This window comes from Variimorphobacter sp. HTMS_6 (assembly GCF_059717775.1).
Window position 1 is genome coordinate 1,723,369 of record NZ_AP046094.1, and the last position, 17,515, is coordinate 1,740,883.

Genomic DNA, 17,515 nt, shown 5'->3' on the forward strand with positions numbered 1-17,515 from the left:
ATCACTCTACACTCTTTAGTGATTCCACCATGTCGATTTTTCTCAATTTATAGTACATTGCGAAGTTAACTAATATAGAAAATAATAGCGTAAGGAGAAAGCTGTACACATAGCTGACCCACTTAATATTTCGACCAAACATTAGCATATCGATCTCTGCGGTAATAATCACATAATGATGAAGTATTACCCCCATCAACATCCCAAATAGGGCCCCAATGACAGTAAGAACGATATTTTCTCGGTATACATAAGCTGCCATTTCACTATTATAAAAACCCAACACTTTAATCGTCGCTAGCTCCCTTCTTCGCTCATTGATATTAATATTATTCAAATTATATAGAACGACGAAGGCAAGAGCACCGGCTGATAGAATCAATATCCATACAACAATATTTAAACTTACCATCACATTTGATAACATATTCTGATAATAACTTGTGTAGAATACACCGGTTACCGCCTTATATTGTAATATTTGATTTCCTATATCAAGTTCCTGTTTTTCATTTAGGTTCGGCATCAGAAGAAGAAACTCATTATATTTTACCTCTTTGTTAAAAATGGATTGATATAGTTGTGGGGTCATATACAGATAATGCGCCATATAATTTTCAGTAATACCGGAAACCTTTACTTTTCCTTCCATCCCTCCTTTATTTAATGTGATCATATCTCCTACTTTTCGCTTCAGTTTCTTTGCAATTTGTTCCGTTATTACAACTCCATTGTTACTCAGAGCATGCTCTTTATGACCTACTCGGTTCCTTAATACGATATAGCTTTTTAGCTGAGATGGATGTTCCGGTATATACAAAGATACTGATTTTGTTATCCCATCAGACGTGATATCCACTGATTCATTTCTCATTCTCATCCATGATTTGATTTCGCTTATTTTATCTAGTTCCTGATCTAGCTCCTTTTTCTGCACCGGTGATGCTTTAGAATCAATTGCAACCGACGCATGAAACATCATTATTTCATCAAACTGTCTGGTATAGATAACAAATATGGAATCCTTTAATCCGAATCCAACTAAAAGCAATGACATACAACCGCCAATCCCGATGATTGTCATAATAAAACGTTTTTTGTATCGAAACAAATTTCTTGCAGTTGCTTTCCAGGTAAATCCTAAGTGATTCCATAATAGAGGTATTCTTTCAAAAACAATACGTTTACCAATCTTTGGTGCTTCCGGTCTCATTAGAACAGCAGGCTTAGAAAGCAGTTCCTTATAGCAGGCTAGAAATGTAGCCAATTCGACACATAATACAGCTAGCAAAGTTGCAGAAGCAAAGTAATACATGTTAAATGGAGCAATAATCTCAGGAATATTAGCGTATAGGGTCTTGTAGGCTGTTATGATAACAGTCGGAAGTACCTTTAAACCGACTGCAGCACCGAATAAACTGCCCCCAATTGTCGCGAGAAATGCATAGAGTAGATATTTCATCGCAATTGACTTCTTCGTATATCCCAATGCTTTTAAAACACCTATCTGCATTCGCTCTTCTTCAACCATGCGTGTCATCGTCGTAAGGCTAATTAAAGCTGCTACTAAAAAGAAGATAGCCGGGAATACCTTACCAATAGCACCGATACGATCTGCATTTTGTTCAAATTCAACATATGCTTCAATACTATTACGATCCAGTACATACCATTTTGTTTTTTTGCTTGTTTGAAATTGCTCATCCTCTATAGACTTAACACGATTTACTACGGTTTTCACCTTATTATTGTACTTATCGGTATAAGTTATCAGTTCTTTTGCTCCTTTTACGGATGCATAAATTGTGGAATATGCTTTCATATTAAACACTTCGGGAAGTACTACGATAAAGCTATTAATCTTTCCATTTCCGATTGCAGTAGAGCCACGCTGGAACGATAAATAATATGGGTTCGAAGCCACACCGACAATCGTAAACTCATCATTTTTCAAAGTATCACTTAATTTTTGCTCCGTTCCCGAACTTAATCTTATCTTATCACCCAACTTATATTTTGTGTTACTAATAAAATAAGAGTCTACCATTACTTCATTATTTTTCTCGGGAAATCTTCCCTCTGTCAGTGTATAACGGTTTAATGTTTTAGTTAAAGCATTTACTTTTAGAACCTGCTCACTTCCCCCAACATCACAAAGCACATCAGCCTCATAGGTAGGCTCTACAGCTTCTATGCCCGGAACATCAGAAACCGACTTTACATCTTCCTCGGTCAAACCCATCGTACTAAGGATACGTATGTCCATTAAGTTACTCTTATCAAAGTATGAGTCTGCAGTCAATCTCATATCCGGATTGGTAGCACGAATACCTGCAAAGAATGCAACCCCTAAAGCAACGATCAGGAATATAGAAAGAAACCGATTCAGACTCCTTTTTAACTCCATATAAAAATCTTTCCATAACGCTTTTTTTCTCATAACACTCCTACCATTCTATCTTATCAATTGACAACGGTTCTTCGTTTATCTTTACGTCATGAACCTTTCCATTTTTAATTCTTATTACTCTGTCTGCCATCTGCACCAATGCAGAGTTATGTGTTATTACGATAACTGTCATTTTTCTTTCCCTGCAGGTATCCTGAAGTAACTTCAATATCGATTTACCGGTCTGATAGTCCAGAGCTCCAGTTGGCTCATCACACAGAAGAAGTTTTGGATTTTTTGCTAATGCTCTTGCAATTGCTACACGCTGTTGCTCTCCGCCTGATAATTGTGCCGGAAAGTTGTACATGCGTTCGCTTAAACCCACTTCACTTAATACCCCCTCAGCCTCTAGTGGATCCTTACATATTTGGGTGGCAAGTTCCACATTTTCCTTTGCTGTTAGATTTTGAACTAGATTATAAAACTGAAACACAAACCCAATTTCATCTCTTCGATATTTAGTTAATTGCTTTTCATTAAAATTTGCGATATCCGTACCTGCTACAAACACTGCTCCATCGGAAGTGATATCCATTCCTCCAAGTATATTTAAGACTGTCGTTTTACCAGCGCCGCTTGGACCGACTACAATTACAAACTCTCCCTCCAATATGGAGAATTCTACTCCGTCCAATGCGTGAATTTCAACCTCACCCATTTTATAAGTTTTTCGAACTTTTTCTAGCTTTATAAAATCCTCCATCATTTCATCCTTCCTAACTGTAAATCATTATTTTCCTTCGCAATTTATTTACCTTATCAACCTTAAATTGATAAATGAATTACTTTTTTAATCAAACCACATAAATTACGTTCAAATTTATCCCTGTTTTTTTACTTATATTTTTATATAATTTGCAAATGCTATCAATATCTACAATTATATTATGGACTTTATTACAAAATATATCAGTTAATGATTTAGGAGGTACTTATGCATATCTATAAGATTATCTTTTCATCCTTCGCATCCTTAGGTTCCCTATTTATCTTTACAAAATTAATGGGAAACCGTGAAATGTCTCAAATGAGTATGTTTGACTATGTCAGCAGCATTGCCTTAGGTTCAATCGCCGGAGAGATGGCAGTTATGTCGACCGACAGTATTATGGAGCCGTTTATTTCTATGTTGATTTTTACTATAACAACTATTTCAATCTCCTTTTTAACTTGTAAATCTATTTATTTGCGAAGATTTTTTGAAGGGCAATGCATCATATTATTCCAGGACGGACAGGTATATGAAAAAAATCTACTGAAAGCAAAAATGGACATAGACGAATTTCTCTCTGCCTGCAGAATATCTGGTTATTATGATCTTGAGGAAGTACACACCGTATTTCTTGAAACGAATGGCAAAATCAGTATTCTTCCGGTCGCGTTAAAACGTCCATCCACACCGGAAGATTTGAATCTGAATCCTACACAAAGTTTACCTCTAGCAAATGTCATTATAGACGGCAAGATATTAAATGATAATTTAAAAAGCACAGGCAAGAATGAAAAATGGGTAGATAAGCAATTACAAAGCAACGGTGTTACCGATATCAAGGAGGTTATCCTTGCTACCTATGATTCAACGCAAAACAAACTGAATGTCTACAAAAAATATCATAAAAAGATGCTTCGTGATATCTTTGAATGAGTGGAATTATGGTCATTCTAGGGACGGTAATTGGCCGAGATATACTATTTCACTTTCCGTGACATAAATTTCAAAACATGTTATTTAATCGTTTTGTGATTCCGCGCAAACTCCGCAATAATTTATAATTCACTTATGGTTATAGTTATCGTTATAAAAACATACTATGTTACAAGTTGTTGATTACGAGGATGATCCCGCATATGCTCTCCAAACCGAAAGGAATCTATATAATTATCAGTGAATTCATTGTACTTTTTGTAATAGCCATAATCTCTATTAGTACAGGCGTAAAGCATGACAAAGCTATCTATGCATCTTTATATGATACGGATAAGAAGTTTATTAAATGGGTCAGTTTTGATGTGTCCGAGCGTGCTATGGAGGATGCTTATGATTATGATGTGAAATCGCAGAAGGAAACGGTAAAGCTTCACTGGATCGAACTACTTGCCTATTTAGGCTGCAAATACGGAGGAGATTTCTCCAGTTATCGAAAAAAAAATCTCGATGACCTAGTAAACCAACTCCAAAGTGGAAAAGATACCATGAAGTCCCTAACAGATGGTATGAAGTTTTATAATTATTATTATGAAGCCTATGACGCTGTATTAGGGGGCTTAGTTGGTGATTATAAGATTGAGGTAAAAGACGAATCAGCTCCTGGTGGAAAACGTTGGCAGGATCAATATGGATTAAAAGCATACCTTCCGATTGCAAAAAATTATCCCTATAGTCACTTTGATGACTTCGGTGTATCCAGAAGTTACGGGTTCAAACGGAAACATCTTGGCCATGATATGATGGGTCAGGTAGGAACTCCAATTGTAGCAGTAGAATCCGGTACTATAGAAGCCCTAGGTTGGAATCAATACGGTGGATGGCGAATTGGTATTCGAAGTTTTGATAAGAGGCGTTATTATTATTACGCACATTTACGAAAAAATTATCCATATAACAAAAATCTAAAGGTAGGTAGTATCGTTCAAGCCGGCGATGTAATCGGATATCTTGGACGTTCAGGATATAGCAGCAACGAAAACGTGAATAATATCAACACCCCTCATCTGCATTTCGGACTGCAATTAATATTTGATGAATCTCAGAAGGAAAGTAACAATGAGATTTGGGTTGATTGCTATAATTTGATTCAATTTTTAAGTCATAATCGAAGCGAAACCGAAAAAGGAATCGATACTAAAGAGTACCACAGAGTATATCAATATATCGATCCGATTGCAGAACATTTTATTAATCATAGCATTTATAAGTATGAAGATGATGAATTCAACATCAAGATATATGAATAAATTTACTTAATTTAAGAATTCAAATATCAAAAAGCCATTCCAACTTATCATAACGGATAAATTATTATGATGATAGTTTGAATGGCTTTTATTTATATGCAAAAGTTAATGTTTTGCACTTCTGATATATATAATCTTGGTACACTGAAGTTTTTATTATTCGTTTGACAACCTAATCAAAATTGTTTCTTTATTTTATCTCTTTTAATAAAACACAGAAACGCTAACAACAACGGTATGATATATTCAAACAGCAAGTTCAAATTAACAATAATGACACGGTATAAATAATTAAATTCAAATTGCGTACTGCTTAAATAGTAGGTTAGGTAAAATATCAAAACTGTTAACGGAGCATAAAGATATTTGTATTCTTTTAAGTTAAATAACCATTCGAAACAACGAACCAGAATGATGGCGAATACGCTGATTGCGATGAAATCGGATAAGATACAAATCAGAGTAACCAGCACTTCAAAGCGTTCAAATACATTAAAAAAGGATATACTTTTAACTGTGATATAGAACGGAAACGGTAAGCTTTTTGTTAAGCTGGGACCGGATATGCCAAAGGTTAGTAAGGTTATTATAAATACCAAAACAGTAAATACGCCCATACTAAACCACAATTTTCTTTTCTGCTCCTTCGTTACATTAATACCGAATTTGTCCGCAAAAAATAAAGCAATTATAATATTACCACCGACCGCTATAACATGCTTCGCGCCTATCACCGTATTTTTTAAATGAATTGTTGAAACCGGCAATAAATAGTCCGTACGAATTCTTGAAATCGCACATACAAACAGAATAACAAGTAATAAAATAACGGCTGACAATGCAAGTTCCGAGAAGCGGAATATGGTTTTTATTCCGCGCACTAATGCATAAAAAACCAATAGGGCCATAATTACCATAAAAAAATCAGATCTGGTATTGGGCATCAATGTAAACTGCAAGGTTAGACTATAAATTGTTACCTTTGCAACAATTCCGATTAATATCCATAATAAATAGGCCAGTATTAAGATCTTTGAAAGAAAGGTTCCCACCAGTTGAACCATGATTTCGTATATATTCAGTCCGGGGAATGAATTGATTAACAGTATTACAATCGCTGTTAACGGTATGGTAGCAATCACCGACCAAATCGGACTTAAATAACCACTTCTACCCGCCTCCAACGCTAAAGCCTCGGGTATCTGTCTTAATATCGATGAGATGGAAATAAACAAAAATAGAAATGATACTTGCCTTAATGAAACTTCCCTATTCAATTACTCACCTCATTTCATATATTTTTCCATAACCGAGGAAAGGCTTGGAAGATAAGGATTTAAAATATATAGCACTCCGAGTGATAAACCGAGAACAGAGAGTACAAAATACAGAGCAAGATTTCTTTTTTCCTTTAGCAGCTTGTCTTTTTGCTTTATAAATGTATAAATTATTGTAATTGAAAATATATATATCATACGAACCTCCGATCATCTTTCGCATTATTCTTCTCCTAGGATAAAGGACTTCGTAACTCTGGAATGAATATCAAATACATAATTTATATTTGAAACCTCATCAGACCAATTCTCTTTGATCCCCTTCCATTCAGAGTAATTTTGTTTTTCCACTAATCTGGCCAAATTCAGTATATCAAGCCCATTCTTTTTGGAATAATCAATCGCTTTTTGAAGTGTTCTCTTAATATATCTATTTTGAGCTTTTGTTAACGAACTCAATTGATCCGTTGTAAAGATGTTCTCCTTCGTTAGAACTTCTTTCACCATCGTCTCAAAATTAAGCTTAATTTCAACCGTAATGTCTTCATCTGCTATTTTTGTTTTAAGCTTCGTATTTGTATAAGTGATTAACAAATTGACTTTGTCATCATCTAGATAAACCGGATAATTCCTTATGATATTTCTTATAAAATTCACTCCATCCGAGGTATCTTTATCAAGATAATCCTTAAGTTTGAGTTTATCAAATACTGTATATCCTTTTATCTGAAAGCCTGATTTATCTGCAATCAGATAAGGAATCATTACGCAGGAATAACTTTGCTTTGTATCATTTAACATATTTACAACCGTATTATCCATTCGAGTAAGAAACTCTTTCTGTTTTTGCTCGATCGCCTCTAGATCCTCATGAATGGTTTGTTTATTCTTCTGCCCTTCTTTAATAAATTCGGCGGCGCTTTTACCTTTTATAACATAGATAAGTCCTTCCATCTTAATGGTTTCTTCCCTCGTCAAAAAATCCAAGCTATCCAAAAGCCCTCTACTGGCTGCACCTTCACCTATTAAAAACGTTCCGGTTTGTGCAAGTGTTAAGGATTTTTTGTTTTTGTTTTTTAGATCTTCCAAAGCGGCAAAGGCAGTTTTCCCTTTTCCTTCTGCAATTTTTTCATTGGAAGCACCACCCTTCTCGGGATCAGTACCTCCTCCTACACTGTATAGCGCACTTAATGTGTATTGGCCTTCTGAATAATCAATTCCTAAGGTTAATACCATATCAATCTCATCGATTTCTTTTCTACTGAAATCATGAGTGCATCCTCCAAATAAGAATGTCACTGATAATATGGTTATCATAAATATAATCATCTTTTTCATCTGCAATATGATCTCCCTGTCATTTTTGCTTAATTCGATTTTCCGGCACTATCTTTTGCGGTCTCTTTCTAAAATATTTGATCGGGAAACGGAAAATTGTATCCTTATGATTACTTTCATCAATATCCACAAATGGTGACATATAAGCGATTCCGTAATTATCAAGGCTGCAAAGATGCGTTAATAAAATAATGAGTCCTACTACCAAACCCAGAAAGCCGCTGGTTGCAGCTAATAATGCAAATGCAAATCGAGTCACCCTGATTCCGCTGCTTAAATCCTGATTAGGCAATATAAAGCCAGCGATACCAGCCAATGCAACGATTACTACCACCAATGGAGACACAATATTTGCAGATACAGCAGCCTGTCCAACTACAATACCTCCAAGTATCGACATAGCTGTTCCTACTGCCTTAGGCAATCGAAGCCCGGCTTCAATCAATATTTCAAAAGCTATGAGCAATCCCAGTACTTCTGTAGAAGAAGAAAATGGTACATTCTGTTTTGCTGCCTGAGTGGACAAGGCTAATTGAACCGGAAGCATCTGGTTCTGATATGTGGTTGCCGCGATATAAAAAGCAGGTAGAAATAAAGTTACCAGCATTGCAATATATCGAATCATACGTAACGAAGAACCAACTATAAAATGACTCGCATAGTCATCGGGAGACTGCATAAGCATCGCTAACTGGCAGGGCAACAGATATACAAACGGAATACCATCTACGATGATTGCAATTCTTCCATCGGATAAATTAGCGGAGACACGATCGGGTCTCTGGGTGTACATTATCTGAGGAAATAAGCTGAATTTATTTTCTACCACATACTCTTCAATAAATGCCGGTGTAGATATATTATCAATATTAATCGCCTGTATCTTTTCACGTATAGTGTTCACTGTATCCATATTAGCAATATTACTTACATAACATAAACATATATCTGTTTTCGATACAGTCCCCGCACTCATATGCTCTATTACTAAATATTCTGAGCGTATTCTTCTTCGAATTAATGCCGTATTGATACGCATTACCTCTACAAAAGCATCCTTGGCTCCCTTCATTACTCCTTCTTCTTCCGGTGCGGATATGGATCTCTTCTCAAAGGTTCGTATATCAAAGATAATCGCTTTTTTCTCACCATCAAAGAGAAATGCCACCATACCGCTCATGACCGATTTTAATACCAGTTGATAATCGTTTTCCTCTTGTGTAAATACATGATACGCACCTCCGCTTAGCATATAATCCATAACGGCTCGCTCTGTAAGACATTGCTTTAGGTTACCATCAATTAATATGGATTGTAAGATCGCCTGATCTGTCAGCTGTGAATTGATCAAACCATCTACACAGAATATATGAAAGGTAATATTATTTTGATTGATTTTGATAGGACGAACTAATACATCAGCGCTTTTTGAGAACAGCTCTTTTATTTGCTGTGAATTGATTATTTGTTCCATTCTCATTCCTGCTTTCCAAACTTTGTTTATTACTCAATTATTCTTTCTTCATGAATGAGAATTTATTCATGTTTTATACAATAAAAAAAGGCCCTCATACTCAGAACATATAACACGGTTCTACTCCCACCGCTAATGCTTCTGTTATTGAGACAGCCTTTTTTGTCACATTCATATTTTAGTCTTTTTTACGCCCATGATATTTTCATGATTTTATTTCCCAAAGAAATCTTCTGCGATATCTTTTATATGTACTGGGTGTACCTTCCCCATAGTGATTCTTTTGAGAAAGTATTCTGCTTCCCCTTCATCATCAGTAAGATTTTCGAGGTAACTATAATGATTTTTATCATTGCTTCCCTCTATATAGCATTCTATGCTATAATATGCGTTTTCAAAAATCAATTGATATGTTACTTCTTTATCCTGTGTACTAACTTTTATTACTTTCGATTTAAATGATTGTTCTACCATATAATTCCGCCCTTCTTTATCTTTAGAGAATTGACTATATGAATGTAATGAATGACACTTCCATTATATCAGTAAATCCAATAATTACGAGTGAAATGTTCGGATATTTCTTATGTATATGATGGAATCGGTGGTACCTATTCCCTTGTTTAGCTTATGATGCTAGTTATTTTACCATTTAATCTATAAATTTGAACAAAGTGTATGATTTAATAGAATTTCACCATCTTTTGCAATATGAAACACTTTATCAAAACAAAAAACGGGCATCATTTCTCAACCCGTTTTTTGTTTATTCTATTAAATAGTTATGAATGTTTATTTTATCTCAATTGGTGCTGCTTCTGACATCTGTTTATAGATTTGATACTTTTCTTTTGCATATTGTTCCGCCTGTTCAAATAACAATTCCGCCTGTTCCGGGAATGCTTTTTCCAGAGAGCTATAACGAACCTGTCCCATAATAAATTCTTTAAAGCTTTCCGTCGGTTCCTTCGAATCCAAAACAAATGGATTTTTTCCTTCTACTTTTAATGCTGGATTGTAGCGGAACAGATGCCAATAACCTGCAGCTACAGCTTTTTTAATCGTTGCCATACTTCTACCCATACCCTCTTTAATTCCATGATTAATACATGGTGCATACGCAATCACAATAGAAGGACCGTGATGCTCCTCTGCTTCTCGGAAGGCTTTAACTAGTTGGGTGTTATCCGCATTGATTCCTACCTGAGCAACATACACATTCCCATAGGTCATCATCATTCTTGATAAATCCTTCTTGCCGGCCTTTTTACCTGATGCGGCGAATTTCGCTATTGCTGCGGTAGGGGTTGATTTGGACGCCTGTCCACCGGTATTGGAATATACCTCCGTATCAAAAACCAATACATTGATATCTTCTCCAGAGGCCATCACATGATCTAAGCCACCGTACCCGATATCATAAGCCCAGCCGTCACCACCTAGAATCCATACAGATCGTTTAGTCAGATAATCCTTCTTCTCCTTGATTTCATTAACTAGTTGTTCTATCTCTACATCGGTAGATACAAAACCATCCAACGCATCAATAACCTTTTTGCTGGCTTCCTCGGAACTCTTGCCATCTTCTTTATAATGAATCCAATCATGGAATGCTTCTTTAATATGCTCTTCCACATTCATTCCATTTAGCTTACGCATATTATCATCAAGTTTATTTCGAATTTGCTTTACAGCAAGATGCATTCCGAAACCGAATTCAGCATTATCTTCGAACAAGGAGTTTGCCCAGGAAGGCCCTTTTCCTTCTCGGTTTACAGTATAGGCAGTACTTGGAGCGGAAGCACCCCATATAGAGGAACAACCTGTTGCATTTGCAATCATCATACGTTCACCGTAAAGTTGTGTTAAAAGCTTAATATATGGTGTTTCACCACATCCGGCGCAGGCACCGCTGAACTCAATTAATGGCGTCTTGAACTGACTGTCTTTATATACCTGTCCATATGCTACATCTTTCTTAAATGAAATACTTTCAACTGCATATTTCCAATTCGCTGACTCTTTCTCTAGTTGTGTCTCAATTGGTTGCATAATCAGTGCTTTCCCTTTGGCTGGACAGACATCGGCGCAGTTACCGCATCCAGTACAATCCATCGGACTAATTTGAATCTTATAATTATAACCTTCAAAGTTCTTACCGGTTGCTTTTTTAGTGACAAAGCTCTCTGGAGCCTTGCTTACCTCTTCTTCACTTAACAAGAAGGGACGAATTACAGCATGAGGACATACATAGGAGCATTGATTACATTGAATACAACGTTCTTCAATCCATTCCGGAACATTGACTGCAATTCCTCGTTTCTCATAGGCAGTTGTTCCATTTTCAAAGGTACCGTCTTCCATTCCTTTGAATGCACTAACCGGCAAATCGCCACCTTTCATTTCAGACATGGGCCGCATAATTTTTCTGATAAATTCCGGTTCCTTTTCATCCGTTGTTGTATCAGCCTGAAGATTCGACCATTCCTTCGGTACCTTTACCTGATGGATGGATTTGATCCCTTGATCTACGGCTTCTTCATTCATTTTTACAATTTTCTCGCCTTTTTTACCATATAACTTATTGATTCCTTGCTTTAATTCTTTGATATAGACATCTTCCGGTAATACCTTAGTTAAGTTAAAGAAGGCTCCCTGCATTACCATATTAATACGATTACCAAGGCCGATTTCTCCAGCAATTTTAATCGCATTGATTGTGTAGAACTTGATATCCTTATCCGCAATTTGTTTTTTCATAATTGCAGGTAGATTTTTATCAAGATCATCGCCTTCCCAAAGGGTATTCAAAACGAACACTCCACCTTGCTTAATACTTTGAAGAACGTCATATTTATGCACATAGGACTGATTATGACATGCAACATAATCTGCATGGGATACCAGATAAGTGGATCTAATTGCTTCTTTTCCGAAACGTAGATGGGATACGGTTAAGCCACCGGATTTCTTTGAATCATAATCAAAATAAGCCTGTACTTTCAAATCAGAATTCTCACCGATAATTTTAATTGCCTGCTTATTGGCACCAACCGTACCATCTGAGCCAAGACCCCAGATTTGACATGCAATCATTCCCTCCGGTTCTGCCTGAATCCCTTTAACAGCCTGAAGTGATGTTTTTGTTACATCATCATCAATGCCAATTGTAAACCCATTTTTAGGGGTGTTTTGCTTTAGGTTTTGATATACTGCTGCAATATGGCTTGGATTAGTGTCCTTTGAACCCAGACCATATCGACCACCATAGATTTCCGGTGCATTATCCTTATCTCTATAACATGTGCATACATCCAGGTATAACGGTTCTCCTATTGCTCCCGGTTCTTTCGTTCGATCAAGTACCGCAATCTTTTTCACTGTTTTTGGCATAGCGGACAGAAAATGATCCATGGAAAATGGTCGGTATAAGTGAACCTTAAGTAAACCGAATTTCTCACCCGTCGTATTATAATAATCAATTGTCTGCTCGATTGCCTGAGTAACGGAACCCATCGCTATAATTACATATTCAGCATCACTAGCGCCGTAATAATCAAATAGGCCATAGGATCTTCCCGTCTTCTCTTTTATTTTAGCAAAATACTCTTCCACAACGGGAATAATGTCCTGATAAAACGGATTAGAAGCTTCTCTACCTTGAAAATAGATATCGGAATTCTGTGCTGTACCGCGTGTAACCGGATGGTTTGGTGATAATGCTCTGTTTCGAAATTCCTTTATCGCTTCCATATCTACCAAATCCGCATAATCACGATATTCGAGCACTTCAATTTTTTGAACTTCGTGAGAGCTACGAAAACCATCAAAGAAGTGTAAAAAAGGAAGTCTTCCCTTAATTGCACAAAGGTGTGCAACAGGAGCAATATCTGCAATCTCTTGCACCGACCCTGAGGCTAGCATAGCAAAACCAGTCTGTCTGGTTGCCATAACATCCTGATGATCACCAAATATATTTAATGCATGAGTTGCAATTGCTCTGGCACTTACATGAATTACGCCAGGTAATAACTCACCCGCTGTTTTATACATATTAGGAATCATAAGTAACAGACCCTGAGAGGCGGTAAACGTAGTCGTCAATGCTCCCGCTTGTAAGGAACCATGAAATGCTCCGGATGCACCTGCTTCTGATTGCATCTCGACAACATTGACTTCCTGATCAAATATATTCTTTCTTCCATTCGCCGCCCACTCATCAGTGGACTCTGCCATACCGGATGATGGGGTAATTGGATAGATTGCTGCTACCTCAGTAAACGCATAGGCGGTGTATGCCGCCGCGGTATTACCATCCATTGTCATTTGAATTTTAGCCATATTCTCCTCCTCGAATTATAATTTACTTCCGTTATCAACCCAATCCTTTGCATCGATAACACGCTCTATTGAGGGTTTATTCACATTATCCTCTTGATATCTGGTTGCGGAATTTTGCCATGCAGCGGTATTTTCTTTATTTGTAGGTTTTTTAGCATTCAGCCTTTTGTTATCTCTTCCATCCAAATGTCCTGTTTCCCGTGGTTGCTCATTCTCAGAAGATGAATCCTTCCCGTGAAAATGTTTCTTATTGATTATCATATAACTACCTCCTTTTACAGTTGAACCCGGATTTTACCGGTTCGAATAAAATCTTTCTAATTAACTTCATCATTTTGATTTAATTAATAAATTATTCTGTACCATTGTTTCCTGTTTTTCTTTATCCTATTACTGATTTATATCTGTTTCAGAAATTTTATATATGAAGTAAAAATATATTAATGAGAATATTAATAACTTGATTTACCAATACAAAATTGTATTCTTAAAGTGAAGATATAAGAAATTCATTACAAAAAGTAAAGTTATAAAAATTTATTATAAAAAAGTGAAGTATAAAAATTCATTATAAAAAGACAGGAGAAACAAATTGCTTTAGCAACTTGTTTTTCCTGTCTTTTTATTTTCTAATATTCACTTAATAAGTTCGCATTCTTAAAAATATAAATCTTGTACTATATAATATTTCTTTTGTTATAAAGGTAATAAAAGAACCCAGCAAGTATTATGAGAACACAGAACAAGAAGAAATAGATAAAAAATACATTCTGTATACTTCCCGACAAAATTACAAATGAGCCGATAGTTGCAAGTACCGGAATAACATAACCCTTAAACTTTCCTTTAATGATGCCTTTTTTCGCTAATCTCATTACAGCAATATATAATATGATATATCCTAAGTAACTAACACCGATTGCAATTTCGGATACATCGCTTTTACCTAACATACTATTCTTCATAGTAACATAATGAATCAATAACCATACTAATGATAATGCATAGGCTAAGATAGCAGAATTAAGTGGCATACCTCCTAAAGATTCCTTCTCTTTTTTAAAGGTTTTACTACTTGGAATCATATTTCGTACCGCCAATGAATGAGGCATACGAATAAAACCGAGCACTAATCCGTTTACTGTTCCAAGTACGGATATCACAACAAATGTTAATACTAACTTTGCACCAACTGATCCGAATAAAATCGTTGCAGCAGAAAATACGGAATCATCTCCAAGTTTCATTACTTTATCCGGTCCTAATAAGGAGGATATTCCAACAAAGTAAGCAACATAGGCTATAAGGATTAATAATGGTGAAATTGTAAGTGCTAACGGCAAGTTTCTCTTGCTATTTTTAATCTCATTACTGATACTGGTGGAAACGATCCAACCATCAAAGGAGAAAGCAATCGGCCCGAAAGCTGCAATCCAACCAAAGGAAGAAGTTGCATCTCCAAAGTTTTTTACACTGTCCATTGTCATAGTTCCTGTATTTCCAAAGAATAGTCCTGCTATTGCGATCAATAATAATGGAATTAGTTTAATGAGCATTGAAGCATTTTGAAAATAACCGCCAAGCTTTGCAGATAGAACATTAACAATAAAGAGAAATGTCATACAGATCAGACCAATAAGAATCTGATTTTCAAGTGTTCCCTTGATATTAAATAACATACAGATAAACATACCGGATACCCAGGAGATTACGGCACTCAATGTTGGATAGTACAAAAAAGTCTGAAACCATCCCAATGAACAAGATGGGCCAGTCCCGACGAACTCTTCCATATACGCGATCAGTCCGCCCGGCTTGTCCGTTAAATTCGCTAAAGAAGAAATTGCCAAACAGCCGAATACGATAGCAATTGCAGCAACCGCAAATATAATAACACCTAATAGTACATTTCCATTTGTATAACCTAATACATTGTCTGCTTTAAAAAATACACCGGATCCGATTACAATTCCGGTTATCATGGTTATCGCAGTGAATAAACCATATTTCCTTTTTTCCATAAAGACCTCCGCAAACCGCATATAACGGTGAAATGAAAGGTAATATATTTTTATAATACAAAAATCAATTCCTAGATATTTACATTATTGTTAATATATATTACTCTTTTAATAATATTTATTATATTATTTGTTACTATTTTATAATATTTTAAGAATTTATGCAATTAGAACTTTAAAGCTTTTAATCGGCAAAGCAATATAACGTTATTGATTACATCGTCAATATACATAATGATATATAAGCAAAAAAATGGCGAAACATATATTCAAAAGCAACTGTAGGAAGTGATGATACTTTGGATACTTGGTATGCAGCCTTATGCATATCAAAATACTTCGTACAAGTGATCGTATTGCTTTGATATATGTTTCGCCATTTTAAAAACTTTAATTCGTATATATAATCATTATGTTTTAGAAACAGGGGTTTGGTTGTTAATATTAATATCTTTATTAAAATACTAATTCTTCAAATATCTCTTTTACAGTAGTCATCTTGGTTAATCGATGTACATTATCTCCACAGAAGATTAATCCGTTTTCTATATCTCCAACTACGGCATTCGTTAATGCAGTAGTGATACAGTACGGAGTATCTTTTGGATTACAATGTTCCAGACAATTATAGCATTTTTTTATCGCTACTCTTCCCTTATCTACAGTCTTTAAGAAAGGATTTGCCAATGCTCTTCCAGGCATTCCTACCGGACTAATTACAATCTTAATATCTTCTTCCTTAGCATTCAAATATGCATTTTTATATTCCTGGCTTGCATCACACTCTTCGGTAACAACAAAGCGTGTTGCGATCTGGACACCATCCGCTCCAAGCTCCAGTACATGTTTAATATCCTGCTGGTCAAAGATACCACCGCCAACAATAACCGGTATTTCTCTATTGTATTTTTCTTCAAATTGTTTTTTGCATTCAATAATTCCTCTGATTTCAGTATCATAGTCTAACTCATCAATATGATCTAATTGTTCTTTGGAAAAGCCAAGATGTCCACCCGCACGTGGTCCTTCAATAACTAGAAAATCAGCGGTTGTATTGTATTTTCTATCCCACATCTTAAGAATTACGGAAGTTGCTTTCACGCTAGATACAATCGGTGCTATCTTAGTCTTAAATCCTTTCACAAGTTCAGGCAGGGATATTGGTAGACCCGCGCCCGATATAATGACATCCGCACCGCCTTCGCAAGCTGCCTTAACATATCGATCATATTGCTTCGTTGCTACCATAATGTTCACACCAACGATACCACCCATAGCAATTTCTTTAGCTTTTGCTAAATGCTTCTTTATTGCATTCAAATTACTCTCTATCTGATGCTTATTAAAATCCGGTTCATCATATCCGATTTGTGCAGTTGATAGGATTCCTATCCCGCCTTCCTTCGCTACCGCGCCCGCAAGCTTTGATCTGCTTACACCTACTCCCATTCCGCCTTGTATAATTGGAATTTTTGCAATTAAGTCTCCGATAATCAATGGTTTCATCGTCATGTTAACATCTCCTATTTAATATTTATAAATTACTCAGCTATATTACTTTGATAATCAAACTATTTCCGTTTAATAATCCCGATGTTTCCATCGGTTGGTTTTATTATATAGCAAACAAAGACTCGTTGTCAATATGTTGTAGTATATT

General features: G+C 35.9%; 13 protein-coding genes. 2 read left to right on the plus strand and 11 right to left on the minus strand.

From position 1 onward, the window contains the following. Position 1: 1 nt before the first annotated feature. Both AC6IWN_RS07760 and AC6IWN_RS07765 read right to left on the minus strand, forming a co-directional pair. A complete protein-coding gene (locus AC6IWN_RS07760) occupies positions 2 to 2,440 on the minus strand; it encodes an ABC transporter permease (RefSeq protein ID WP_497991803.1) in 2,439 nt (812 codons plus the stop codon). A gap of 7 nt (positions 2,441 to 2,447) precedes the next feature. Next, a complete protein-coding gene (locus AC6IWN_RS07765) occupies positions 2,448 to 3,152 on the minus strand; it encodes an ABC transporter ATP-binding protein (RefSeq protein WP_497991804.1) in 705 nt (234 codons plus the stop codon). Between the two features lie 231 nt (positions 3,153 to 3,383). On the opposite strand from AC6IWN_RS07765, the gene AC6IWN_RS07770 reads away from it, so the two are divergent. Then, entirely contained in the window at positions 3,384 to 4,094 is a 711-nt protein-coding gene (locus AC6IWN_RS07770; protein ID WP_497991805.1) for a DUF421 domain-containing protein, read from the plus strand. A gap of 203 nt (positions 4,095 to 4,297) precedes the next feature. Next, positions 4,298 to 5,404, plus strand: coding sequence for a M23 family metallopeptidase (locus tag AC6IWN_RS07775; protein WP_497991806.1), 1,107 nt, complete (start codon positions 4,298 to 4,300; stop codon positions 5,402 to 5,404). Positions 5,405 to 5,580: 176 nt separating this feature from the next. Here AC6IWN_RS07775 and AC6IWN_RS07780 read toward each other — a convergent pair whose 3' ends face one another. The 9 genes from AC6IWN_RS07780 to AC6IWN_RS07820 all read right to left on the minus strand — a co-directional run bounded on the left by AC6IWN_RS07780 (position 5,581) and on the right by AC6IWN_RS07820 (position 17,367). Then, on the minus strand, positions 5,581 to 6,681 hold the full coding sequence (locus AC6IWN_RS07780) for a GerAB/ArcD/ProY family transporter (protein WP_497991807.1): 1,101 nt from the start codon (positions 6,679 to 6,681) through the stop codon (positions 5,581 to 5,583). 9 nt (positions 6,682 to 6,690) lie between these two features. Continuing rightward, a complete protein-coding gene (locus AC6IWN_RS07785) occupies positions 6,691 to 6,879 on the minus strand; it encodes a hypothetical protein (protein ID WP_497991808.1) in 189 nt (62 codons plus the stop codon). A gap of 24 nt (positions 6,880 to 6,903) precedes the next feature. Beyond that, positions 6,904 to 8,019 (minus strand): Ger(x)C family spore germination protein, encoded by a 1,116-nt coding sequence (locus AC6IWN_RS07790; RefSeq protein WP_497991809.1) that lies wholly within the window; start codon positions 8,017 to 8,019, stop codon positions 6,904 to 6,906. A 19-nt stretch (positions 8,020 to 8,038) separates the two neighbouring features. Then, the gene (locus tag AC6IWN_RS07795) at positions 8,039 to 9,493 is read right to left on the minus strand and encodes a spore germination protein (protein ID WP_497991810.1); all 1,455 of its coding nucleotides are present in this window, start codon (positions 9,491 to 9,493) and stop codon (positions 8,039 to 8,041) included. Positions 9,494 to 9,706: 213 nt separating this feature from the next. Beyond that, positions 9,707 to 9,967, minus strand: coding sequence for a DUF6514 family protein (locus AC6IWN_RS07800; protein WP_497991811.1), 261 nt, complete (start codon positions 9,965 to 9,967; stop codon positions 9,707 to 9,709). 318 nt (positions 9,968 to 10,285) lie between these two features. Continuing rightward, positions 10,286 to 13,834 carry a pyruvate:ferredoxin (flavodoxin) oxidoreductase gene (gene nifJ / locus AC6IWN_RS07805; protein WP_497991812.1) on the minus strand — a complete coding sequence of 1,183 codons (3,549 nt, stop codon included), beginning with the start codon at positions 13,832 to 13,834 and terminating at the stop codon, positions 10,286 to 10,288. Between the two features lie 15 nt (positions 13,835 to 13,849). Next, entirely contained in the window at positions 13,850 to 14,095 is a 246-nt protein-coding gene (locus AC6IWN_RS07810; protein WP_497991813.1) for a CDIF630_02480 family spore surface protein, read from the minus strand. A gap of 416 nt (positions 14,096 to 14,511) precedes the next feature. Then, on the minus strand, positions 14,512 to 15,855 hold the full coding sequence (locus AC6IWN_RS07815) for an APC family permease (protein ID WP_497991814.1): 1,344 nt from the start codon (positions 15,853 to 15,855) through the stop codon (positions 14,512 to 14,514). A 456-nt stretch (positions 15,856 to 16,311) separates the two neighbouring features. Further along, positions 16,312 to 17,367: an NAD(P)H-dependent flavin oxidoreductase gene (locus AC6IWN_RS07820; RefSeq protein ID WP_497991815.1), complete on the minus strand. Its 1,056-nt coding sequence runs from the start codon at positions 17,365 to 17,367 to the stop codon at positions 16,312 to 16,314. Positions 17,368 to 17,515: the final 148 nt, after the last annotated feature.